This window comes from Staphylococcus pettenkoferi, assembly GCF_002902685.1.
GTDB classification, from domain to species: Bacteria; Bacillota; Bacilli; order Staphylococcales; family Staphylococcaceae; genus Staphylococcus; species Staphylococcus pettenkoferi.
In genome coordinates this window covers 1-23,798 of the sequence record NZ_PPRN01000044.1, presented here as the reverse complement: position 1 = coordinate 23,798, position 23,798 = coordinate 1, and the positions used below count along the sequence as shown (strand labels likewise).

18 protein-coding genes are annotated in these 23,798 nt (G+C 39.1%); 6 read left to right on the top strand and 12 right to left on the bottom strand.

What is annotated here, in order from left to right:
- Window positions 1-74: 74 nt before the first annotated feature.
- From CD126_RS08675 to nrdI, 6 genes are all read right to left on the bottom strand, one after another.
- Window positions 75-863, bottom strand: a complete 789-nt coding sequence (locus CD126_RS08675) for an iron ABC transporter ATP-binding protein (RefSeq protein WP_049408385.1) — start codon at window positions 861-863, stop codon at window positions 75-77.
- On the bottom strand, window positions 860-1,819 hold the full coding sequence (locus CD126_RS08670; RefSeq protein ID WP_103370320.1) for an iron chelate uptake ABC transporter family permease subunit: 960 nt from the start codon (window positions 1,817-1,819) through the stop codon (window positions 860-862). The genes CD126_RS08675 and CD126_RS08670 overlap by 4 nt, the downstream gene beginning before the upstream one ends.
- Window positions 1,809-2,801 (bottom strand): ABC transporter permease, encoded by a 993-nt coding sequence (locus CD126_RS08665; protein ID WP_049408382.1) that lies wholly within the window; start codon window positions 2,799-2,801, stop codon window positions 1,809-1,811. Before CD126_RS08665 ends, CD126_RS08670 begins: the two co-directional genes overlap by 11 nt.
- A 300-nt stretch (window positions 2,802-3,101) precedes the next feature.
- On the bottom strand, window positions 3,102-4,076 hold the full coding sequence (gene nrdF, locus CD126_RS08660; RefSeq protein WP_002471780.1) for a class 1b ribonucleoside-diphosphate reductase subunit beta: 975 nt from the start codon (window positions 4,074-4,076) through the stop codon (window positions 3,102-3,104).
- A 159-nt stretch (window positions 4,077-4,235) separates the two neighbouring features.
- Window positions 4,236-6,341 (bottom strand): class 1b ribonucleoside-diphosphate reductase subunit alpha, encoded by a 2,106-nt coding sequence (gene nrdE / locus CD126_RS08655; protein ID WP_049408379.1) that lies wholly within the window; start codon window positions 6,339-6,341, stop codon window positions 4,236-4,238.
- Window positions 6,304-6,702: a class Ib ribonucleoside-diphosphate reductase assembly flavoprotein NrdI gene (gene nrdI, locus CD126_RS08650; protein ID WP_049408377.1), complete on the bottom strand. Its 399-nt coding sequence runs from the start codon at window positions 6,700-6,702 to the stop codon at window positions 6,304-6,306. Before nrdI ends, nrdE begins: the two co-directional genes overlap by 38 nt.
- Before the next feature lie 697 nt (window positions 6,703-7,399).
- On the opposite strand from nrdI, the gene CD126_RS08645 reads away from it, so the two are divergent.
- The 5 genes from CD126_RS08645 (at window position 7,400) to CD126_RS08625 (ending at window position 13,793) form a co-directional block, all read left to right on the top strand.
- Window positions 7,400-8,275 carry a DMT family transporter gene (locus CD126_RS08645; RefSeq protein WP_103370319.1) on the top strand — a complete coding sequence of 292 codons (876 nt, stop codon included), beginning with the start codon at window positions 7,400-7,402 and terminating at the stop codon, window positions 8,273-8,275.
- A 12-nt stretch (window positions 8,276-8,287) separates the two neighbouring features.
- The gene (queF, locus tag CD126_RS08640) at window positions 8,288-8,788 is read left to right on the top strand and encodes a preQ(1) synthase (RefSeq protein WP_049408375.1); all 501 of its coding nucleotides are present in this window, start codon (window positions 8,288-8,290) and stop codon (window positions 8,786-8,788) included.
- Window positions 8,789-9,031: 243 nt separating this feature from the next.
- Window positions 9,032-10,546, top strand: coding sequence for a peptide MFS transporter (locus CD126_RS08635; protein WP_049408374.1), 1,515 nt, complete (start codon window positions 9,032-9,034; stop codon window positions 10,544-10,546).
- A gap of 646 nt (window positions 10,547-11,192) precedes the next feature.
- Window positions 11,193-12,701 carry a peptide MFS transporter gene (locus CD126_RS08630; protein WP_049405915.1) on the top strand — a complete coding sequence of 503 codons (1,509 nt, stop codon included), beginning with the start codon at window positions 11,193-11,195 and terminating at the stop codon, window positions 12,699-12,701.
- Between the two features lie 177 nt (window positions 12,702-12,878).
- Window positions 12,879-13,793 carry a diacylglycerol/lipid kinase family protein gene (locus tag CD126_RS08625; RefSeq protein WP_049405914.1) on the top strand — a complete coding sequence of 305 codons (915 nt, stop codon included), beginning with the start codon at window positions 12,879-12,881 and terminating at the stop codon, window positions 13,791-13,793.
- Between the two features lie 111 nt (window positions 13,794-13,904).
- On the opposite strand, the gene CD126_RS08620 is transcribed toward CD126_RS08625, so the two are convergent.
- From CD126_RS08620 to CD126_RS08595, 6 genes are all read right to left on the bottom strand, one after another.
- Complete coding sequence (locus tag CD126_RS08620; protein ID WP_049405912.1) at window positions 13,905-14,435, bottom strand: 5' nucleotidase, NT5C type; 531 nt, start codon at window positions 14,433-14,435, stop codon at window positions 13,905-13,907.
- A 568-nt stretch (window positions 14,436-15,003) separates the two neighbouring features.
- Complete coding sequence (gene hisC / locus CD126_RS08615; RefSeq protein WP_049405910.1) at window positions 15,004-16,065, bottom strand: histidinol-phosphate transaminase; 1,062 nt, start codon at window positions 16,063-16,065, stop codon at window positions 15,004-15,006.
- 197 nt (window positions 16,066-16,262) lie between these two features.
- Window positions 16,263-17,777, bottom strand: a complete 1,515-nt coding sequence (locus CD126_RS08610; RefSeq protein WP_103370318.1) for an ABC transporter permease/substrate-binding protein — start codon at window positions 17,775-17,777, stop codon at window positions 16,263-16,265.
- Window positions 17,774-18,745, bottom strand: a complete 972-nt coding sequence (locus CD126_RS08605; RefSeq protein WP_103370317.1) for an ABC transporter ATP-binding protein — start codon at window positions 18,743-18,745, stop codon at window positions 17,774-17,776. Before CD126_RS08605 ends, CD126_RS08610 begins: the two co-directional genes overlap by 4 nt.
- 331 nt (window positions 18,746-19,076) lie before the next feature.
- Window positions 19,077-20,864: a DNA helicase RecQ gene (recQ, locus tag CD126_RS08600; protein WP_103370316.1), complete on the bottom strand. Its 1,788-nt coding sequence runs from the start codon at window positions 20,862-20,864 to the stop codon at window positions 19,077-19,079.
- A 14-nt stretch (window positions 20,865-20,878) separates the two neighbouring features.
- Window positions 20,879-22,774 carry an ABC-F family ATP-binding cassette domain-containing protein gene (locus CD126_RS08595; protein ID WP_103370315.1) on the bottom strand — a complete coding sequence of 632 codons (1,896 nt, stop codon included), beginning with the start codon at window positions 22,772-22,774 and terminating at the stop codon, window positions 20,879-20,881.
- A gap of 225 nt (window positions 22,775-22,999) precedes the next feature.
- On the opposite strand from CD126_RS08595, the gene CD126_RS08590 reads away from it, so the two are divergent.
- Window positions 23,000-23,536: a hypothetical protein gene (locus tag CD126_RS08590; RefSeq protein WP_103370314.1), complete on the top strand. Its 537-nt coding sequence runs from the start codon at window positions 23,000-23,002 to the stop codon at window positions 23,534-23,536.
- The last annotated feature ends 262 nt before the right edge of the window (window positions 23,537-23,798 follow it).

Below are 23,798 nucleotides of genomic sequence, written 5' to 3'. Positions count from 1 at the left end.
AAGTTATATGCCGCGTTCCCCCTATAGCGTTAACTTTGTAGCGACACATCACTCCCTTCAATGTACTATCGATTTTATGCTTCTGCTTGCGTTGCTCCCTCTCGCTCATCATAGTAAATACAAATACGTTGGGACTCAATTTCTTCCACTTTCACTGGCATATCGTATAGCTGACTCAAGGTCTCTGCTTGTACGACTTGGTCTTTTGTATCAGAGATAAAAGTCTGTCCATCTTTAATCGCAATAATATGATCTGAATAACAGGACGCGAAGTTAATATCATGTATCACGACAACAATCGTCTTGTTGTAATGATGTGCAAGATGACGCAGAATTTGCATGATTTGCACCGCGTGTTTCATGTCCAAATTATTCAGTGGCTCATCTAACAAGATATACTCCGTATCTTGAGCAATCGTCATTGCGACATATGCACGCTGACGTTGACCACCTGATAAAGTCTTAATATAACGATCTTTAATCTCTGTTAAATTAAGCAAAGATAAAGCTTCCTGAATCTTCTCTTTATCCTCTTTTTTAAGTCGCCCTTTCGAGTATGGGAACCGTCCAAACTGCACGAGTTGTTCCACAGTTATGTTAAGTTCAGTGATGTTCGTCTGTTTTAAAATGGACAACTTCTTCGCTAAATCATTACTCTTGTAGTCATCTATAGAGTGATCGTCGATCGTAATCGTCCCTTGATCGTAGTCTGTTAGACGCGTTATCGCTGAAAACAATGTACTTTTGCCTGCACCGTTAGGACCTATAATCGTCGTCAACTGGCCTTTGTGAATATCTACGTTGATATCTTGTAGAATGGGTCGCTGCTCAATCGTTTTAGTTAAATTATTTACACTAATCACACTGTATTTCTCCTTTTAACTAATAAGTAAATGAAGTAAAGTCCACCAATTAAATCAATAACGATACTCACTTGTGTTGTCGCGTCAAAGATATGTTCCAGCACACTTTGAGCTATAAACAAACTGATCCAACTCAAGCACAATGTAGCTGGGAAAATATATTTATGCTCATAAGTTCGCATTAATTCGTGGGCGATGTTTACTGTCATTAATCCTAAGAATGCGATAGGACCTACCAATGCTGTCGAAAGCGACACGAGAACCGCAACCATGATCAGTAACGTACGGGTCATCCATTGATAAGGTACGCCAAGGTTGATCGCTTGTGCTCGCCCGAGTAATAAGACATCTAAATATGGAATGAGATAGAAAGTCAGTCCGATAAGAATAAGTAAGATAATCGCTGACAAAGTCATTAAACGCGGATTCGCTGCGTTAAAGTTCGCAAACATCGCACTTTGTACTGCAAGGAAATCTTCCGGGTCAATGATGAGTTCTAAGAAGCTTGTAATACTTCTGAAGAATGTACCCATAATGATTCCGACGAGTAAGATGAAATAGACGGAAACATTTTTCAGACGAAAGATACCTTGGAATAAAATGAGTGCGAAGCTAATCATCGCTAATACGGTAATCCCAAAGTTGAGATAAATATTCGTATTAAATAATGACTGTGCGCCAAATATAAAAACTAATAAGACTTTAATAAACATATAGACTGCATCTAATCCCATAATAGAGGGCGTAAGTAAGCGGTTGGTTGTAATCGCCTGGAAGATAACGACAGAAGCAGCGATTGCGCCACCGACGATGAACATTAATATTAACTTTTTCATCCGAGCAGGTAACTGATAATGGATGATGTCGAAATTAATTCCAAGGAATAAATACAACGCACCACTTAGGATAACCACTGCTATCAGTATCGCTAATTTGAGATTGAGATTAATTCGCATAGTGACGGCGTCCTTTCAATAGCATTATGAGGAAGATGACCGTACCAAACACGCCAATCGTTAAACCGATGTTAATTTCATATGGGTAAACGACGAGACGTCCGATAATATCTGAGAACAACACAAATATCGCTCCGAGCATTGCTGTTTGCGGTAATGCATGTTTCAAGTGATCCCCTCTAAAGATCGCTACAATGTTAGGCACGATGAGTCCTAGAAATGGCAACGTTCCTACAGTTACGACTACTAGCGCAGTAATTGTTGCTGTGATAAACAAGCCAATGTGAATAATGCGTTCATAGTTGACACCGAGATTGTTGCTGAAATCCTTGCCCATACCCGCTATCGTAAAATGATTCGCAAATATGTAAGTGAGTATGAGAAGCGGAATACTAAGGTATAGAATCTCATAACGGCCACTCGTGATGATGGCAAAATTACCATTGAGCCAATTGCCTACACTTTGAACGGTATTAGTTTGCAGAGCCATAAACGTAGTGAAACTTGAAACGATGCCACCAAGCATAATCCCCATCAAAGGTACAAAGATGACTTCTTTAAAGCGAATCAATTGAATGAGCTTCACAAAAAGAAATGTGCCACCAATGCTAAGTAAGACAGCAAATGCGAGCTTAATGAGTATATTCTCTTGCGGGAACCAAATCATCGCTATCAAGATACCGAGCTTAGCCCAATCCATCGTACCTGCTGTAGTTGGACTCACAAATTTATTCTGCATCATTTGTTGCATAATTAGACCTGCTAACGCTAATGTACTTCCACTAATAAGAATGCTAATCGTACGTGGAATACGACTCGTTAAGATGATATGAAGTTGTGTTTGTGATAAATGTCCAAGATCTGAAAGAGGTATTTGCTTAACACCGATAAGTAGGGATAACAGTGTTAATAGGATGAGAAGTAGGAATAAAGTGAATCGGTTAATAATCCCTCGTAACAATAGTCTCCATTCCTTTATCATAGATTAAAAAGCGATAATGATAATCGTTATCACTAAGCATAAATCTAGTTTATCATGAAATTCAGATATTTCAATAGCCTACGATAAAATCATAGAGAAATCGTATAGATAGAGTATATTTACAATTGAATCATTTATGATAGAGAATTTTTTGTGCAGAATGTTTTATAACACTTCTTTTTCAAATAAAAGTAGATAGAGAAAATAATTGTTAGAAGGCAAAAATAAGTAAGAAAAGGAGCAAGACATACCGATTATACTGCCCTGCTCCTAAAATAGTGTTATCAAGATGATGCGTGACTATTTTTCGTCATCAAAGATGAAGTCTTCATCTTGTAGCGCTTCTACATTAAGTGCAAGTGTGTAACCATCACCTTTAACTGAGAAGAAGTCATGGTTTTTAGTTGAAGTATCTAACGCATTCTCAATAATTGGGTTAAATTCGCGTTCTTCAAAGTAAGGTTCAAATCCTAAGTTAGATAATGCTTTGTTGCCGTTATAACGAACATAGTTAAGCACATCATCAGTTAAACCAATGTCATCATATAACTTATGCGTATAAGATACTTCATTTTTATATAAATCTTCGAGCAAACGATACATTTCTTGGTCTGCTTTTTGCTTTTCACTCTCAGAAAGCTCATTGCGTAAATGTTGTGCATCTAAACCAGTAAACACACCATGAATTGACTCGTCGAGCAATATTTTACGGATAATTTCTCCAGATGTTGTCATCTTACCTTGACCTGCTAAATAAAGTGGATAATAGAAACCAGAATAGAATAAGAATGTTTCTAAGAATACACTTGATACTCGTGCAATATATTGATCGTAGATTGAAGCTTCCTTGCCCCATAATTTGTGATAGTTACCCACAATAACGTCCGCTTTATATTTTAGATGTGGTTCTTCAATCACCCACGTATCAAGAAGATAGTTCGTTTCACTAGATGGTAATAGCGTTGTAAAGATGTGAGAATAACTTTTCGCATGAATTTGCTCCATCATCGCCATAAATGAATATACTGCTTTTTTACGTAAATCTGTTGTGTGCATCATGACGAGTGGCATACCATCATCGGCTTGGTGAGTATCTAGACCAGTTAAGCCTGCAAGCGCATATTTGAAAGCGTTCTTTTCCTCATCTGTTAATGTCTTCCAACTTGCAATATCTTTGGAAACCTTAAATTCTGTTTCCACCCACATTTGCGATATGTTTTGGCGCCAGAACATGTTGGTCATATCTTCTTGCGTATTCCAATTGACTGCTTTCATGTGTTTAACGTCTCCAATCTCATTTAAATATTGTATGTATGATTAAGTAGGAAAGATGAGCACCACGACAAGAATAGTGCCAACACTCTCCTACTTAATCTGCTTCATGCTTGAGAACAATACGTACTACTTTATGCTTAGATTATTTACTCACAATGCTTAAACTGAGCAACTTGTACACTCTTCTACACTTAATAGTTTGTTACGTGTGTAGTAAAGTGATTTAAGCCCTTTGTGATGGGCATAAACATATAAGCGTGACAATTCACGTGTAGATACTTCAGAGTTAACGTAAAGAATCGTTGAAATACCTTGATCAACGTGAGTTTGAATTGTTGAAATTAGATCAATTAATTTCATTTGATCTGTATTAAATGCTGACTTGTAATACCACATTGTTTCTGGTGATAAGAATGGCATAGGATAGAATGTTTCTGAGTTACCATAAGTACGACGTTCAATTTGGTCAACGATAGGCATTACAGATGGTGTCGCATTCTGCACATAAGAAATACTTTGTGTAGGTGCGATAGCAAGACGATAAGCATGGTAAAGGCCATGTTCTTCTACTTGTGCTTGTAATGCTTTCCAATCTTCAGGAGTAGGAATGTCTAATCCTTCGAATAAACGTTTCACTTTCTCATATTTCGGTTCAAATGTTTGTGAAGTGTAGAATTCGAAGTACTTACCATTCGCATAATCAGATTTATCAAAGTCCTTGAAGATCGTTTGACGTTCTTTAGCGATTTCCATAGAACGTTGGATTGAATAATAGTTCAACATCATAAAGAAGATATTCGCGAAATCTTTCGCTTCTTCTGATTCATAACCAATCTTATTCTTAGCAAGGTAACCGTGAAGGTTCATCGCACCTAAACCTACGGAATGAAGCTCACTATTCGCTTTCTTAACGCCAGGCGCGTTTTGAATGTTCGCTTCGTCACTCACAAATGTTAAAGCATCCATACCTGTAGCTACAGAATCTCTAAACTTACCTGATTCCATTACATTAACGATGTTTAAAGAACCTAAATTACAAGAAATATCTCTTTTAATATCGTCTTCTACACCATAATCGTTGATGACAGATGTTTCTTGAAGTTGGAAGATTTCTGTACAAAGGTTGCTCATCTTGATTTGGCCAATATTAGAGTTAGGGTGTACTTTGTTGGCGTTATCTTTAAACATTAAGTATGGATAACCAGATTGTAATTGCGTTTGTGCGATAAGGTTTAGCATTTCACGTGCGTCTTTTTTCTTCTTGTCAATGTTAGGGTTAGCAACAAGATCATCATAATATTCGTCTAAATTTAAATCGTCTAATGTTACACCGTATTCTTTGTAAACTGTGTGTGGTGCGAACATGTAGAAATCCTTACCTTCTTTAGCTAAATCAAAGAATTTAGAAGGCACGATGAGTCCCGTTGAAATTGTTGATAGACGAAGGTCTTCGTCAGCGTTAACTTTCTTCGTATCTAAGAACTCTTCAACATCATAGTGGAAGATGTTGAGGTAAACTGCACCTGCACCTGGACGTTGACCGAGTTGATCAGCATAACTAAAGCCACCTTCAAGTGATTTCGCCACAGGTAACACACCTTTAGCGACACCTTTAATACCTTTAATCGCTTCACCACGTGCACGTAATTTAGATAAGTTGATAGCCACACCGCCACCAATTTTACTCAATTGCTTAGCTGTAGAATCGATGAAGTTGATTGAGTTCAAGCTGTCATCCACTTCTAATAAGAAACAAGATACGAGCTCACCACGACGCGCACGACCTGCATTTAAGAACGTTGGTGTAGCAGGTTGATAACGTTGTTCAACCATACCTGAGATAAAGCGCTTCGCTAAGTCAACATCGCCATCTGCTAAGTAAAGTGAAACGATAGCAACGTGTTGATTGTAGTCTTCTAGAATATTCTCCTTGTCATTCGTCTTCAAAGCGTAGTCTTTATAGAATTTACTTGCTGACATATAGCTTGCAAATTGGAAGTTAATGTTTTTCGCATAATTTGTCACGTCAACAAGTTGTTCTTCCGTATATTTCTCGAAAACATTGAAATAGAAGTCATTGTCTACGAGATAATGTAAGCGTTCGATTTCACTATCGAAATAGATGGTCTTGTCATGAATCTCTTGTAGATAGACTTCTAAAGCTTCTTGGTCTTTCTCTAAGTTGAAGAATCCATTGTCTTTCCTCTTTGTCACTTCATTATTTAATTCAATATGATTGTATCTTTTCTCGTCCATAGTCTTCATTAACCTGTCCCACCTTAACTTTAAATTCCTCAACATCACTGTTTGTTCCTTGAACTTCGAATTTCATTAGCAATGGTACTTGATAGTCTTCAGAAATGGTAATACCAGCTTTAGCGAAATTCTGTCCCCAATTTCGATTACCGCTGGCTGCTACCGCTTCTAAATGTTCACTGTTGTGATTCAAGAATGACTGCACCGGCTCAGGCACCTCTCCGAAACCGATTGTTCCAGTGACCAATATATAGGGTTCATCTATACGATCTGTACAGTTAGCTTGAGTGATTTCTAAAGTATCTTCGAATTCCGTACGTTGTATGAAACGTCTCACATTTCCTGTAAATGAGAAATAGACCACTTTCATTGGCTCACCTTCTTTCTAATTATGTATATCATTTAGGTGTTCGCCCAAACGACTGTCATTCTTATTTCTTATCTTGGGTTGTCCATTGCATTTCTACCACAACATATAGTGTTAATAACCTAGCAAGTGACCATGTAATTTAGCATCTATTTGATAGCGTTACCCTATTTCAAGGGATAAATCACTTCTTCTACGTGTTAAATTACCTCTTTATAGTCATTTTATTAAAATGACTATTTCGCCACAAAACACAACATGTTGTGTTTGTTTTTAAGAATTCGTACTACATTATGTGTTTCATTATACATAACTGTGATTCCATTTTAAAGAGATACTCACATGTCAGTTTGATGTCAATTTTGTATCAATTTATATAACTCGCACCAGCACACGCTTTTAATCTCAAAAAATGAAACGAAAAAATTTTATTTCGTGAACCAAAGGGTTTTTGGTTGCATTTTCATAAAAAACGTGTAACTACGGTGTCGCTTAAGATAGAGCAATTCGGTGTTTTCAGTGAGTTACCATACATTTTAAAAGATATAGAATAACCCCCTAGTGTATACACAATGATAATCGAACATTTGTTCGTATAATATATATTATCCTACTCCTGAAATTTTTGCAACCCTCATTACATGAATATTTTTTTATGCTAAGATAGATACGTTAAATTTATATGAATGAGGCGATATCAGTGAATCCTAAAGTGAAAGGTATTATAGCGATTCTGATTTCCGCAATTGGCTTTAGCTTTATGTCTGTGTTCTTTAGACTAGCGGGTGATTTACCCGTCTTCCAGAAGTCTCTTGCTCGAAATCTCGTCGCTATGTTTATTCCTTTATTTTTCCTATATAAATACAAACAGCCCTTGTTTGGAAAGTTGAGTAGTCAACCTCTACTCATTGCTCGTTCGGCTCTAGGGCTCACAGGTGTGCTATTCAATATTTATGCCATTGACCATATGATCTTAAGCGACGCTGATACATTAATGAAACTCAATCCGTTCTGGACGATCTTGCTTAGCCTGCTCTTTCTGCGTGAGAAGATCTTTAAGTATCAGATTATCGCAATGGTCGTCGCAATCGCAGGGATGCTCTTCGTCGTGAAACCTGAATTCTCTTCTGAGATGATCCCAAGTTTAATCGGTTTAATGTCTGGTATCTTTGCAGCAAGTGCCTACACATGTGTCCGTGCATTAAGTACGAGAGAAGCGCCATACACGATTGTGTTCTACTTCTCATTCTTCTCTATCATCGTACTGATTCCGTTCACGATCTTCACTTATGAACCGATGTCATGGCTACAAATGCTATATCTCTTAGGTGCAGGTTTGAGTGCTGCTGTAGGTCAAATCGGTATAACGCTCGCATACAGCTTTGCACCAGCGAAAGATATTTCTATCTTTACTTACGCATCAATTATCTTTACGGCGCTATTCGGCTTTATCCTGTTCGGCGAGTCACCAGACTTCTATGCGATGTTAGGTTACGTTATCATTATTGGTGCAAGTTATTACATGTTTGAAAAGGCACGTCGACAACCACGCAAATCTCAAACGAATTCAAATTAAAGGAGTATGATTATGGCTCAAGGACGCAATCAAGAAGAACTTGAAGATATCACGTTATTAGGTAACCAGAATAATCAATACGATTTCGACTATCGCCCAGATGTATTAGAAACCTTCGACAATAAACATCAAGGCAGAGATTATTTCGTGAAGTTTAACTGTCCAGAATTCACATCGCTCTGTCCTATTACAGGTCAACCTGATTTCGCGACGATTTATATCTCTTATATCCCTGATGTTAAAATGGTCGAATCCAAATCACTGAAACTTTATTTATTCAGCTTCCGTAATCACGGTGATTTCCATGAAGACTGCATGAATATTATTATGAATGATCTCATCGACTTAATGGATCCACACTATATTGAAGTTTGGGGCAAATTCACGCCACGTGGTGGTATTTCAATCGACCCTTATACGAACTACGGTCGCCCTAATACGAAATATGAACGTATGGCTGAACATCGTTTAATGAATCATGATTTATATCCTGAAAAAGTCGATAACCGTTAATTTCATATTACGAACTACATCCCATCAGTTCCTATCTATATTATGGAGTTGATGGGGTTTTCTATTATCACACGCATCTCTCCCCTCTTTTTAACACCACTCATCTCACTCATAAAATTCCTAAAACATTCATAATTCACTAAAAAATTAACACATTTATTACAATAGTTGTTGTAATTTTCGCAAAATAGTATTACGATAAAGTTTACTTTAACACTTAAACAATATAAAAGAGGGATGCTTATGAACAGAGCACAACACACACGCGAAGAAATCCTTAACAGTACACCACGTAAAGGTTTCTTCGGACATCCAAAGGGGTTAAGCACACTCTTCTTAACCGAATTCTGGGAACGCTTTAGTTATTATGGGATGAAAGCCATCCTAGTCTATTATCTATACTATAGTGTGTCTAAAGGCGGATTCGGTTTGGACGAAGGTGTAGCTTTGCAAATCGTCTCCATCTATGGAACGTTGATTTACATGAGCGGCATTATCGGGGGATGGATTGCCGATCGTATTACTGGTACGCAACACGCAGTCTTTTACGGTGGTTTCTTGATCATGATTGGTCATATCCTACTATCTCTACCAAACAACTTAACGATGGTCATGGTTGCACTATTATTCCTCATTTGTGGGACAGGCTTACTGAAACCTAACATTTCAACGACTGTCGGTGAGCTCTACGCTCAAAATGATGCACGTAGAGATGCTGCATTTACCATCTTCTACATGGGTATTAACTCAGGTGCATTACTTTCACCACTCGTGACAGGGTACTTACAGTCGCGCTTTAGCTTCCATTTAGGTTTCTTAGTTGCAGCAATTGGTATGTTCTGTGGTTTAGTGATCTATGTTGTGACGCGTAAAAAGTATTTAGGATTAGCCGGTTTATCTACACCAAATCCTTTAACGAAGCAAGAGATTAAAAAGACGTCTCTTTATGCAGGCGTTGTCATTATCTTGATTGCACTTTATCTCATCATTTTACAATTCAATAACGCACTCACACTACAGAACTTTAGCTTATTTATTACGATATTAGGTGTCATTCTACCGTTCGTCATTATCGTTAACATGCTCGTCAGCAAGGATGTGACGAAAGTAGAACGTTCTCGTGTATTAAGCTATATTCCGTTATTTATTACTGCCGTTGCATTCTGGATGATTCAAGAACAAGGCTCTACCGTTCTAGCAAGCTTCGCAGATAACAAGACGCAGCTTGATTTAGGGAAAGCGACAAATGGACTGATTCACTTCCATGTACCAGCAGCTTGGTTCCAATCCTTTAACCCTATCTTTATCGTAGCTTTAGCACCGGTCTTTGCTGCACTGTGGGTCAAACTAGGGAAGTTCAATCCGCCAACAGTACATAAATTCGCATTAGGCACTATCGTAGCTGGATTATCATTTATCGTTATGTATATCCCACTTTCTGGGCCACATAGTTTAATCAATCCGTTATGGTTAATACTGAGCTATTTACTTATTACGATTGGTGAGCTATGCATTTCACCAGTAGGTCTATCTACAACGACGAAACTCTCACCAGTGAGCTTTACAGCACGTATGATGAGCTTGTGGTTACTTGCCGATGCGACTGCACAGGGTCTCAACGCCCAACTTGTAGTGGTATATACGAAGATATCTCAAATGGACTACTTCCTCTATTCAGGAATCGTCGCTATCGCAATCGGTATCTTACTCTTCCTTCTCTCTCCTTTAGTTAAAAAAGGAATGAAAGGTGTATTCTAAACGAGCGATTAGAAATAATATTATAAATAAGAATAAAATTTACCTCCCCTCAAGAGGAGCCTGGGACATTAATGGAATTTAACTTTTGAGATAAATAAATAGTAATCTTAAAATAAATTCTTGAGTAAATTTTCAATGTGTACTCGAGACGCTTGATGGAACTAGACCACAACGAAAATTCAATCTTCGAGCTATTTGAGCGAAAAGAATTAGTTGAGTGTGGTCCTACGCAGTAGAGATCTGGATTCATAAGAGGTTCAACTCTTATGAACCCTAGCTCTCCTTACGGGGGAAGCACTACGAAATCAAAGATTTCTGTGCTTCTCCCAAGCAAGCGAGAGTTTTAACATTGAAAATTAATAAGTTTTAATTTTGTCCCAAGCTCCTCTTTTTTTACCTCATCATTCCTAACTTTTTAATTCAAAAATACCAACTTTTAACTATCTTGAATTTATTTTCTTACGTCAAAAAGACGAGGAACATCAGGACGATTCTCTCTTATTCTACTTTAATTAACCTCACTCATATATTTAAATTTCACAATTTTGCCAATATTATTATTTTATGAATATTATTGAAACAATGAATTAATAAGAGTAGAATTTATTTAATACTCTTTTTAAAGGGGAGAAAGGATGGGAATGTTATGACAGAAACGAAGAATCATGAACAAGCAGTTCAAACGATTCCTCAGAAGGGATTCTTTGGTCATCCAAAAGGGCTAGGTGTACTCTTCTTCGTAGAATTCTGGGAGCGTTTCAGCTATTACGGCATGCGCGCCCTACTCATCTTCTACATGTACTACTCCATTAAAAACGGTGGCTTAAACATGGACGAAGGTACCGCCCAATCGATCATGTCCGTTTATGGAGCGCTCATCTATATGACTTCAATTTTAGGAGGATGGGTTGCTGACCGACTCACAGGTACACGTTCTGCCACGTTAATCGGTGCAGTTCTTATTATTATCGGGCATATCTGTTTAGGTTTACCCTTTGGCATGGCAGGATTATTCTCATCAATGTTCTTTATCATTGTGGGGTCTGGTTTAATGAAACCCAATATTTCTAACATCGTAGGACGTTTATATCCTGAAAATGATAAACGTATCGACTCTGGTTTCGTTATCTTCTATATGTCAGTGAATAGCGGTGCATTAGTCGCGCCACTAATTCTTAACCAATTTATCGATAATGGTAATTTCCACATTGGGTTCTTAATCGCAGCATTTGGTATGGCACTTGCGCTCGTATGGTACTTACTCTTTAATCGTAAAAATTTAGGACAAGTAGGATTGAAACCTTCAAATCCGTTAACAAAAGCAGAGCGCAAAAAATATAGTTTAATTTTCGGTTTAATTATCGCAATAATTATAATATTGTTAATTGTAACTGGTTTAACAGGCACACTTTCATTCGGTCTTGTAAGTACGACAGTATTAATCTTAGGTGTAGCTTTACCGATTGTATATTTTACTATTATGATTCGCAGTAAAGAGGTCACAGATGTAGAACGTTCACGCGTCATCTCATTTATCCCCCTCTTTATACTCGGGGTTATCTTCTGGGCCATTCAAGAACAAGGCGCGAACGTACTAAATTTATACGCACTGAAATACACTGATATGCAGTTGAATCTCTTCGGCTGGACAACAGAGTTTGGTAAAGCTTATTTCCAATCTATTAACCCACTGTTCATCGTGCTACTCGCAGGTATCGTGTCTGTGATCTGGATGAAGATGGGTTCTAAACAACCGAGTATGGCCGTGAAGTTCGTTCTAGGTGCTTCACTCGCTGGTCTGTCTTACTTCTTAGTTGCTGGTGTAGACTACGCGACAGGTGGCCATGCACAAATCAGTGTGAACTGGGTTATCATTTCATATATCGTGTGTGTTATCGGGGAATTATGTTTATCTCCTACTGGTAACAGTGCGGCCGTTAAGCTCGCACCGAAAGCTTTCAACGCTCAAATGATGAGTGTGTGGTTGCTGACAAATGCGACAGGTCAAGCATTGAACGGTTCACTCGTGCGTTTGATTAAACCTCTAGGCTATGCCAACTACTTCATCTTTATTGGTGCTATTGCCCTAGTGGTCAGTCTGATTACATTAGCGTTTGTTCCGAAGATTAACAAAGGCATGCGAGGCATTAAATAAAGTAATCTTTCAACTTCTTATGGGTAGCAGAGTTATGATAAAGTAGAAAGCAAGTATGATTAGATTAGGCTAACTTAATATCCAACTAGGACGTTCTTAGTTAAAATGCTACAGCATCATGACACAACGTAACGTCCTAGTTTCTACCCAAGAATACAAAGAAATGCGGTGAAACATTTGTCTAGACAATACAATCATGGTGTGCTCTTTTACCACGAACATTCAGGTCTCAACGATATTTATGGCGGCATCGGCACAGTAGCACAATATTTAGCTCAAATGTGCAAACACCTTTCTATTCAACTAAGTGAAGAAGAAGGCAATATTATTGATTACTGTGAAGCTATTAAAGCTCAAGATTACGGTTCAGATATTGATATCTTATTTATCCTTGGTGGAGATGGTACCGTTAATGAGCTTGTCAATGGCGTAATGACGCATCAACTTGATATCCCTATTGCCATCATTCCAGGTGGAACGTTCAATGATTTTACTAAAACACTCAACCTCGATGGCGATTATACTAAAGCGAGTGAGCAACTGCTCGAGGCACGTCCACAACGCTATGACGTGATTAAAGTCAACGGGCAATACGCGCTCAACTTCGTCGGTATGGGGCTGATTGTTCAGAATGCGAAGAACGTTCAGTCAGGAAATAAAGATATCTTCGGTCGTTTGAGTTATATCGGTTCTACGGTTAAAACGCTCGTGAATCCTGTGAAATTCAACTATCATATCGCTGTCGATGGCGAAGAAACACAGGGTCAAACTTCAATGCTCGTCATTGCCAATGGACCTCACATCGGTGGTAACCGTATTCCGCTGACAGATCTATCGCCAAGCGACGGTTTCCTTAACGCCTTTGTGTTTAAACATAGTAAGATGAGCGTCTTTAACGATATCTTCAAGAAGCGTGACAGCATGAATTGGAATCGCGTGACGAAAGGTATTACACATCTTCAAGGACGCAAATTTAGGATTACAACGGACAAACATCTCGATGTAGATATGGACGGAGAGATTGCTTTGTCGACGCCACTAGAAATCGAAGTCGTACCACAAGCTATTGAGATCTTAACTTTGCCTAATTAGTTGTTTAAAATAACTAAACACTGTAACTTTAATAAGCTCCCTTGCATGCCTAAATGACGTGCAAGGGAGCTTGTATGTTAGTGGGTTCATTTGCTAACCCACAGATATTCATTATTTTAAAAAGTACTCAGCAACGTCTTTCCATCCGCTCACTCGAGTGAAACGGTCTTCAGACGCATTGTGCGGTGCTGTAAACATAATAGGTTTGCCTTCAAAGATTTCTAATTGTCTTGGATTGTCGTCTATTAAATAGTCTGCTTTAACGATATTTTTACGACCACAAAAGACAAAATGTTGGGGATCTAAAAATGGGAAATACGTACGTAACCATTCGTATTTCTCTTGAAATGACGTCGGAACGTCCATCGCCGCTGTAGCGATATACACATCGTAATGCTCGTTCAGCTCTCGCACAACCTCTTGTGCATTGTCCATCACATCTAAGTTAAGGAAAAAGCCAGGTTCGCGAAGAATTTCAGGTAATAAACCATCGTGCTCAGGAATAACATGCTTTAATTTCTGTCCATCTAACATGCCGTAAGTAATCCCTAAGTTTAAACGTTCATTCACAGTGTTCATCATTGCACCGAGCGTATCCGCAAGTACTTCGTCCATATCAATTGCAATAGATTGTCTTGTCATAACATCATTTCTTCCTTTCTGTTCACACTCGATTATAGCAAAGATAATATAGAAATGGGAGCAAGACAGAAATTAGAATAATTTCGTCGTCTTGCCCCCGCAAGGCTGATTAGTGGTTGAGACAGCGTTAGCTTTCTCAAATACAATCAGCTACTGCGCAAATACTTTATTAGTTCTAACAGTTTTATACTTATTTTTTCAACGAGGTAAGTTAATAGACAGAAATCTTTGATTTCGTTGTCTTGCCCCCGCGAGGATGACTAGAGTTCGAGAAAAGCGAAGCGTCATCTCGAATTCAGACATCTACCGCGTAGATGTAAATTTAGAAAAATACAGTCCGTAGTTCGTTGAATAGTTAGACACAACAACATAGACAGAAATCTTTGATTTCGTTGTCTTGCCCCCGCAAGGCTGATTAGTAGTTGAGACAGCGTTAGCTTTCTCAAATACAATCAGCTACTGCACAAATACTTCATTAGTTCTAACAGTTTTATACTTATTTTTTCAGCGAGGTTAGTTAATAGACAGAAATTAGAATAATTTCGTCGTCTTGCCCCCGCAAGGTTATTTACTCACCGTAATCAAATTGACGCAACACTTCTATCATTCGATCATTCTGTTCTGGGAAACCAATCGTAATACGCACTCCATTCGGAAATTCTCGCGTAATACATCCTACTGATAAAAGTTGTTTAAAGAGTTCGTGTGGTTGTGATGTACGTACAAAGACAAAGTTCGTTTGACTTGGATAGAAATGACGACTTTCTGGAATTTGATAGAACTTGTCTCTTTCACTTGCATTGCGCTCTCGAATTTGAGCTAAATATTCTTGGTCCTTACAAGCAGCGACAGCCGCATGTTCTGACAAACGCCCTACGTTAAACGGAGGACGAATAATATTATATTTTTTAACCGCTTCTGAATTCGCAACTACATAGCCAATACGCATACCAGCTAAGCCATATGCCTTTGAAAAAGTACGGAGTAAAAAGGCATTATCAAATTCTTCTTGTAATGCTAAAGTATCTGGGAAGTCCTTTGCCGTGACAAACTCGAAGTAAGCCTCATCAATCATTACAGGAATGTCGCTAGGTACACGAGACAAGAAGTCACGTAACTGTTCATGTGTGAAATAAGTACCCGTCGGATTATTTGGATTACATAGCCAAATGAGTTTCGTATCGTCATCCACTTCTTGCAGAATACCTTCTAAATCAAACTGACCTTCTTGTAAAGGAACTTGAACTACCGTAGCCGCTTCAACTATAGCATTATGATAATATTGTCCAAAGGTCATTTCACTCGTCACAATCTTATCTCCTGGCGTTAAGACAGCACGAGAAATCATGAGAATCACTTCGTCTAAACCAGCGCCGAATAAGATGCGGTTCGCGTCGATGTTCAAATGTTGACTCAACACGTCTCTCAGTGTCGGAGAACCGGTTTCAGGATAGTAGAAGAGCTCATCTAAATGTTGCGTGATGGCTTCTTTTACTTGAGGTGATGGGCCATATAAGTTCTCATTTGATGCTAACTTGTGCAGTTCACCTTCTACGCCATATTTCTCCTTTAAACCTCTCGGAGAAAGACCTGGTTCATATGCTGATAATTGATTAATTTGTTCTTTCATAGTGGTCCTCCTTTATTTATCTGAAATTTCAAAAGTTAATCACTATTATACGCGCTCACCTAGCAGAACACAATATAATCCGTTTATTCCATTAAAGAGGTATAGAATAGAGATACACGAAATGACACATCACAATAAAAAGAGCAGGACGATACAATCAACTTGATTTCGTCCTACTCCTATCACTACTTTACTTGTTATTTTATTAAATGATGCTGTTCTAAATAATGTTTAGCAACATCATATGGATCTTTCTTCTTCACCGTAACTTGATAATTCATTTCTTGCATGTCTTCATCCGAAATTTTACCTGCAAGTTTATTTAAAGGTTTCTTCACTTCTGGATGGTTTTTAAGATATTTCTCTTTAAACATCGGCGCACCTTGATATGGTGGGAAGACGTTTTTATCATCTTTCAACACTTTCATATGGTACTGTTTCAATTCTGCATCTGTAGAGTACGCATCGATAAGGTTGATGTCGCCTTTCTTCACAGCTTGGTAACGTAATTTCGGTTCCATCGTCTTGACGTTATCGAAGTGCAAGTCGTAAGCCTTTTTAACTGCTGGATATCCATCGCCACGATCATTGAACTCTAAGGTAAATCCAGGTTTAATTTGATCTTTGACCTTATCTAAATCACCAATCGTTTCAATATTATGTTTCTTGGCGAAGTCTTCTTTCACAGCCAAAGCATAGGTATTGTTGTATTTCATCGGCTTCAACATCGTCATATCATATTTCTTCTCTAGGCTCTGTTTCGCTTGATGATAAACTTTCGGCTCCTCTTTCGATTTCAAATCTTCCTTCGTCAATTCGCCTAAGACCGTTCCTGTGAATTCTAAATAACCGTCGATATCGTCTGATTTCAAGGCGTTAAAGAGGAAGGACGTCTTGCCCATACCATCTTTCACTTCTACAGTGTCGTCGGTTTCGTCTTCGATCAGAATTTTATACATATTCGTGATAATAGATGGTTCTGAGCCTAATTTACCTGCAATCGTGATATGTTCACCTTTGTTAGATAAAAGTGGTGCGATGATTGCAATCAATAAGACAATGACAATAGCTGCGAGTGACAGCATCAATTTCTTATATGACAATTTCTGCATAAAGCGCAACACTAAATCAAAGATAATGGCAAGCAAGGCTGCTGGAATCGCACCGATCAATATCAATGAGGAATCGTTACGGTCGATACCGAGTAAGATGAGATCCCCTAAACCGCCAGCGCCGATTAACGCAGCAAGTGTTGCAGTACCGATGATTAAAACCATTGCAGTACGAATACCTGCCATAATCACCGGCATCGCCATTGGTAACTCTACCTTACGTAAACGTCGCCATGGTTTCATCCCAATTCCTTTCGCTGCTTCCACGAGCGATTGGTCGACTTCAGCAATCCCAGTATATGTATTGCGTAGGATAGGTAGTAACGCATACACAACGAGTGCAATGACTGCTGGAACCTTGCCAATACCGAAGAGTGGGATCATTAACCCTAACAATGCGAGTGAAGGTATCGTCTGCAAGACAGCTGCTATATTCATGACAATTTCTGATAGTCGCTTCGTCTTCGTTAGTAATATACCTAAAGGCACACCAATCAATGCAGCGATCAGCAATGCAATAAAGGATAGTTGAATATGCTCAAGAATCGTTGAAAGCAGTTGCCCTTTCCGATCTGAGAATGTTTGAATTAATTCATTCATGCGTGCTCACCTACCCGTTCTTGTGAGTGGGATAAGTAATCAAATACTACTTCACGCGTTAATAACGCATGTTGATCATTTTTCTGATTGATCACTACTACGGCTTCGTGACTGGCTAGCGCTTGATACACTTCATTGATACGCTGTTCACTGTCGAAAGTTGGATAACCTCCGAGATGATTATCATGCGCATCGCTGATATTCTCCGGTGTCACTAAATCACCTAATTTCACCCACTCAGTTTGCTTAATTTGGTCACCCATAAACTGTCTAACAAAGTCATTCTTCGGTGCATCGATAAACGATTGGGGTGTCCCGATTTGTTCAATATGCCCGTCATTTAACAGGCAAATACGATCGCCTAATTTCATCGCTTCATGAATATCATGTGTCACAAAGACAATCGTCTTCTTAATCTTAGACTGCAAATCGAGCAAATCTTCTTGTAGTTTCTCTCTACTAATCGGATCAAGTGCACTAAAGGGTTCGTCCATTAAGATGACCGGTGGATCAGCTGCTAAAGCACGCACAACACCGATACGCTGACGTTGACCACCTGACAGTTCGTCAGGCTTGCGCATCTTATATTGCTCAGGATCCATATTCACCATTTCCAATAGCTCATCCACACGCGCATCAATATCTTTCTCTTTCCATTTCTTCATCTGAGGCACTTGTGCAATATTTTCTTTCACCGTCATATGCGGGAAGAGTGCAATCTGCTGAAGCACGTAGCCGATATCCCAGCGCATTTCATACACAGGATAATCGCTAATCGGCTGGTTGTTAAAATAAATATAGCCTTCTGATAACGGTATCAAACGATTAATCATCTTTAATGTTGTTGTCTTACCGCAACCAGAAGGTCCAATAAGTACGAAGAATTCGCCTTCGTCAATGTTGAAACTCACATCATCTACAGCGACTTTATTACCATAACGTTTACTTACATTCTGAAATTCAATCAAGATATCACCTTTATTTCTCTCTGTCTCGTCTTCTGGGTTGTAATAACCACAGGTTCATCTATACTCATTCCCTTTTTTCCAGAGTTTAAAGACGATTTCAGAATTATTTTTACTGGTAAAATAAATTTTTCAGACGGACGGCTTTATCTTTATTCCTATATTAAAAAACAGCGCCATTTCAGCCCTCTAGCATGAAATGACGCTTACACATCAATATGATGTTAATCTATTATATTTTTCCATCGTCGAAGTTTGAGAATCACGTGACACTTATCAAACTGTGACTCATATGAAAATAATATCATCTCATTTTCGATACTTTAACTCTTACTCACTCATAGGAGTCACGTGCTTTATAATCACGTATCGCATCAATAAATTTCGGACAATAGTGTTTCAATTTATAGCTTCCTACGCCCGATATCGCAATCATCTCTTGTTTCGATTCTGGTTGGCGTTTCGCAAAGGCTTCTAACGTCGCATCGTTAAAGATACTTGTGGGTGCGATATTCAATTTCTCACTGAGCTGTTTCCGCACTTCAACTAATTCGTCAAAGAGGTGCTCGTCGACACTATCCACTGTATTGATCAAGACTGTTTCATCCGTTTTCTGTTTGAATGGTGTTGTCATAATCTTCACTCGACCATGTAAGACATCTCTTACCGATGGATCACAAACGAGCTTACCATTATATTCGTTGAGATAACCTTGGAAACGGAGTTCATCGATTAGATGCGCGATTTCCGTCGTCGTATAGTTCTTCATCAGACCATGTGTCGTTAACTGACTGTAGCCATAACGCTGAATATAATCTGAAGTTTCACCGCGCAATACTTGAATGAGTACACTATGACTTTCTTGTTGATTCAATCGTGCGATACAACTAATAATCATTTGCGCCTCACGCGTCATATCATAATCTCTCTTCATCTCGAGACAATTACTACATTTACCACAGGCTTTCAAGTGCTCATTCGGTTCGAAGTAGTACACAATCGTTGCTTCCAAACAACGTGTCGTTTTCGTGTACTGAATCATTTTAGTCAGCTTTTTACGCATTTTATCCTTATATTCTTCATCACCGTTTGAAGAAGAGATAAAGTAACGGTGTAGTCCTACATCTTGCTCGCCGTAGAGCAGAATGCAGTCACTCTCTAGGCCATCACGACCTGCACGCCCCGCTTCTTGATAATACGACTCGATGTCCCCCGGCATGTTGTAGTGAATCACGTAGCGCACATTTGATTTATCAATTCCCATACCAAAGGCGTTGGTAGCTACGACGACGTTAACGCGATCGTAAACAAAGTCATTCTGTGCTGCTTCACGCTCTTCAGTCGTCAATCCAGCATGGTACATCGCACTCTTCACATTATTATGGATTAACGTCTCATGGAGTTCTTCAACCACTCGCCGGGTCGAACAGTAAATAATGCCTGCTTCTTTCGCGTGTTGCCGACAGTATTTGACCACAAATTGGCGTCGTTGATAAGTTCGGTTAATTTTAAAATGAAGGTTAGGGCGTATGGGGCTCGTCTTCACGAGGTGTGGTTGGTCAATATGAAGTGCGTGCATAATATCGCTCTGAACCTCGGTAGTAGCAGTCGCTGTTAAGGCGATGAAGACGAAATCTTGCGGCAACTGAAAGACCTTACTAATAACTTCTCGATAGCTAGGTCGAAAGTCATGCCCCCACTTAGAGATACAGTGTGCTTCATCAAAGGCGATGAGCGGTATCTTTAACTGGGAGATGAGTTGAGTGAAACGAGGATTCTCAAAGCGTTCGGGAGCAACATACAAGAATTTCAGCTGTCCTTGCATTAGCGCATCTTCCACCTCACGTTGCTCAGGGTCACTGAGACTGCTATTTATATAAGCAGCCTCGATACCCATAGCTTGCAACTGATCCACTTGGTCTTTCATCAACGAGATGAGCGGGCTAATCACTATCGTTGTCCCTTCGAGCATTAAGCCTGGAACTTGATAGCATAATGATTTACCTCCGCCTGTCGGTAAAACAGCTAAGACATTATGATGTTCAATTACCCGGGAAATAATTTCAGCTTGGCCGGGTCTAAAGGTTTGATAACCAAAATAATGCGCTAAAGTTGCTTCCATATCTTAACTCCTCATTATCCTTGTTGTTTCTCTTCTAATTCGCCCCACCGCTCTAAATCTGCTTCATATGTCTCATTTAGAGCCGCCTGTTCTTCATTTAATGCTTTGACTTTCTCGTAATCTGCACTCGCTTCTACCATTTCTTCTTCAATTTCAACGAGACGCTCTTCTGTCTCATCGATGCGCTCCAAGAGCATTTCATATTCTCTCTTCTCTTTGTAAGACAACGACTTACGTTGACGGGGTTGTGACTGTGTTGAAGCAGCTGATGCTGAAGTTTGCTCTTGTTTAGAGACTTCGGCTGCCAACTTATCTTGTTGTTTCTTATATTGCTCGTAATCCTCAAAGGTACCGAGAATACGCTCGATTTGCCCATCGTGCACGTACCAATATTCTTGAGCAACTTTATTTAAGAAATAGCGATCGTGGCTGACTGTAATAACCGAACCGCCGAAATTCGCGATGTAATCTTCTAAAATCGTAAGTGTTTCGGTATCCAAATCATTGGTCGGCTCATCCAAGAGCAATACATTCGGCTGATGTACGAGTAACTTCAATAAATACAAACGTTTCTGTTCTCCGCCAGATAATTTATATAACTTTTTACCATGCGTATTACTCGGGAAGAGGAATCTCTCAAGCAGTTGCGTGACAGAGACTGAAGTACCGTCTTGCTCTTTCGCCACTTCACTTTCCTCTCTCAAATAGTCAATCATGCGAATATCTCTATCTAGCCGTTCTTCCGTTTGTTTAAAGTATGCAATCTTAACCGTTTGACCAATCTTAACAGTGCCTGTGTAAGCTGTATCTTCACCACAAAGGATGTTCAACAATGTCGTCTTCCCTGCGCCATTCGGACCGACAATACCGATTTGTTGGCCATTCTGGATGATTTGTGTAAAATGCGCAAACAACGTCTTATCATTGATTACTTTCGTCACATCTTCAAGCTCAATGACCTGCTTACCTAAACGTGAAGAAGCTAAATTAAGTGACGCTTTCTCTTTCTGATGATGGTTCTTCACATCTTGTTCCAACTCTTTAAAACGATCTTTACGCGCCTGTTGTTTCGTCGTACGAGCACGCACACCTGCGCGCATCCACGCTAACTCTTGTTTGTATAACGATTTCTGTTTCTCCTGTTGCTTCTGCTCTTGCATTTCATTTTCAGCACGCATTGCGATGTAATCTTCATAGTTACCTGGATAGCCTTGTAACTTACCACGATCTAACTCGATGATACGTGTAGACACTTCATTTAAGAAATAACGATCATGTGTGACGAAAAGCACTGTATGTGGATATTGTTTAACGTAATTAATCAACCAATTGATGGATTCAAAGTCCAAGTGGTTGGTCGGTTCGTCTAACAATAACAAGTCAGGTTGTTCAATGAGCGTCTTAGCGAGCTCTACACGTTTCTGTTGACCACCAGATAAGTCTTTCACTTGTTTTGATGTTTCAGTAATCCCTAATTTAGAAAGGATGGTCTTAATTTCAGCACTATAATCCCAAGCTTCATGTGCGTCCATTTGTTCCTGTGCACGCATCATAGACTTGAAATCATCATCAGATTGCGTTTCAGAATAACGTTGGACAGCCTGTTCATATTCACGGATGACCTGAAGTGTTGGCGTATTCGTTGCTAACACTGCTTCGAAGACCGTCATCGATTCATTAAAGACCTGTTTCTGAGAAGAATAACGAATGCGATAGTTATTCGGATGTGATATCTCAGCTTGATAATCATCGTCGATACCAGCGATGACTTTGAGAAGTGAACTTTTACCAGTTCCATTAATACCTACGAGTCCTATACGCTCACCTTCTGAGATAGAAAGATTGAGATCGTCGAAGATCACCTTATCTGCATAGGACTTATTTAAATGTTCAATCTTATAAGCTTCCATGAATCAACACCCTTTATTCATACCATTCTGATAAATTGTCAGTTCTATCTATTATACACCTTTTAGAAGTTGAATGATACACGCACAAATGAATCAGCTAGCGTAGTTTTACTAGTAAAATGAGTAGATTCGTGTGACACATTCGGTCTCGAATGAATTACTTTAAAGCATGGTGAAATCTTTTTTATAATATAAGTAAGAGATAAATGAAAGGAGACGAAATGAGTGGGAATCCTATTATTAGTCATCATAGTGGCAGCAGTCGGCTTTGCCATGTATCAGCGTCGTAAAAGAAAAGAAGCTGAAGAATTAAACAGACAAAATTGGGACTACATTGATGCTAATGAAGTTGATCAACGGATGAAAGAGAAAGGTTACAGTGAACAGGAACGACGTCAACGTTTCGACTATGCGCGTCAACACAATTTAATTGGTAATAACAATATGATGAACATGTTGATGTTTACAATGTTAATGAGTACTGCTTTCAGTGTGGGTTTACCTCTCTCTGAGAATATCGCACATGCGAAAGAGGAAAATGACGAACATGATAATGACGACGATCACGATTCAGATAATCACGATGATGATAGTCATAATGACCATGATTCAGACGACCACGATGATGGAGATCACGGTTCAGGAGATGACTCCGGTAGTACAGGTGGCGATCAAAGCGATGATGGCGGCCTCTTTGGTGGCGATGAGGGGGGTCTCTTCGGAGGAGATTTCGGCGACTTTGGAGACTTCGGTGACTTTTAATTTATTGAAGTAAAGCTCAGTACAAATCGTTGCAGTAAATGAGTCTGGGACATAAATTAAAGTTGTTTAATTTTCAATGTGATGACTCTCGCTTGCATGGGAGAAGTACAGAAATCTATGATTTCGTAGTACTTCCCCCGTAAAGCTGAGTAGAATTCGAGAGAGCATTAGCCATCTCGAATTCAGTCAGCAACTGCGTAGGACCACACTCAACTAATTCCTCTCGCTCTTAGAGCTCTAGGAATGGATTTTCGTTGTGGTC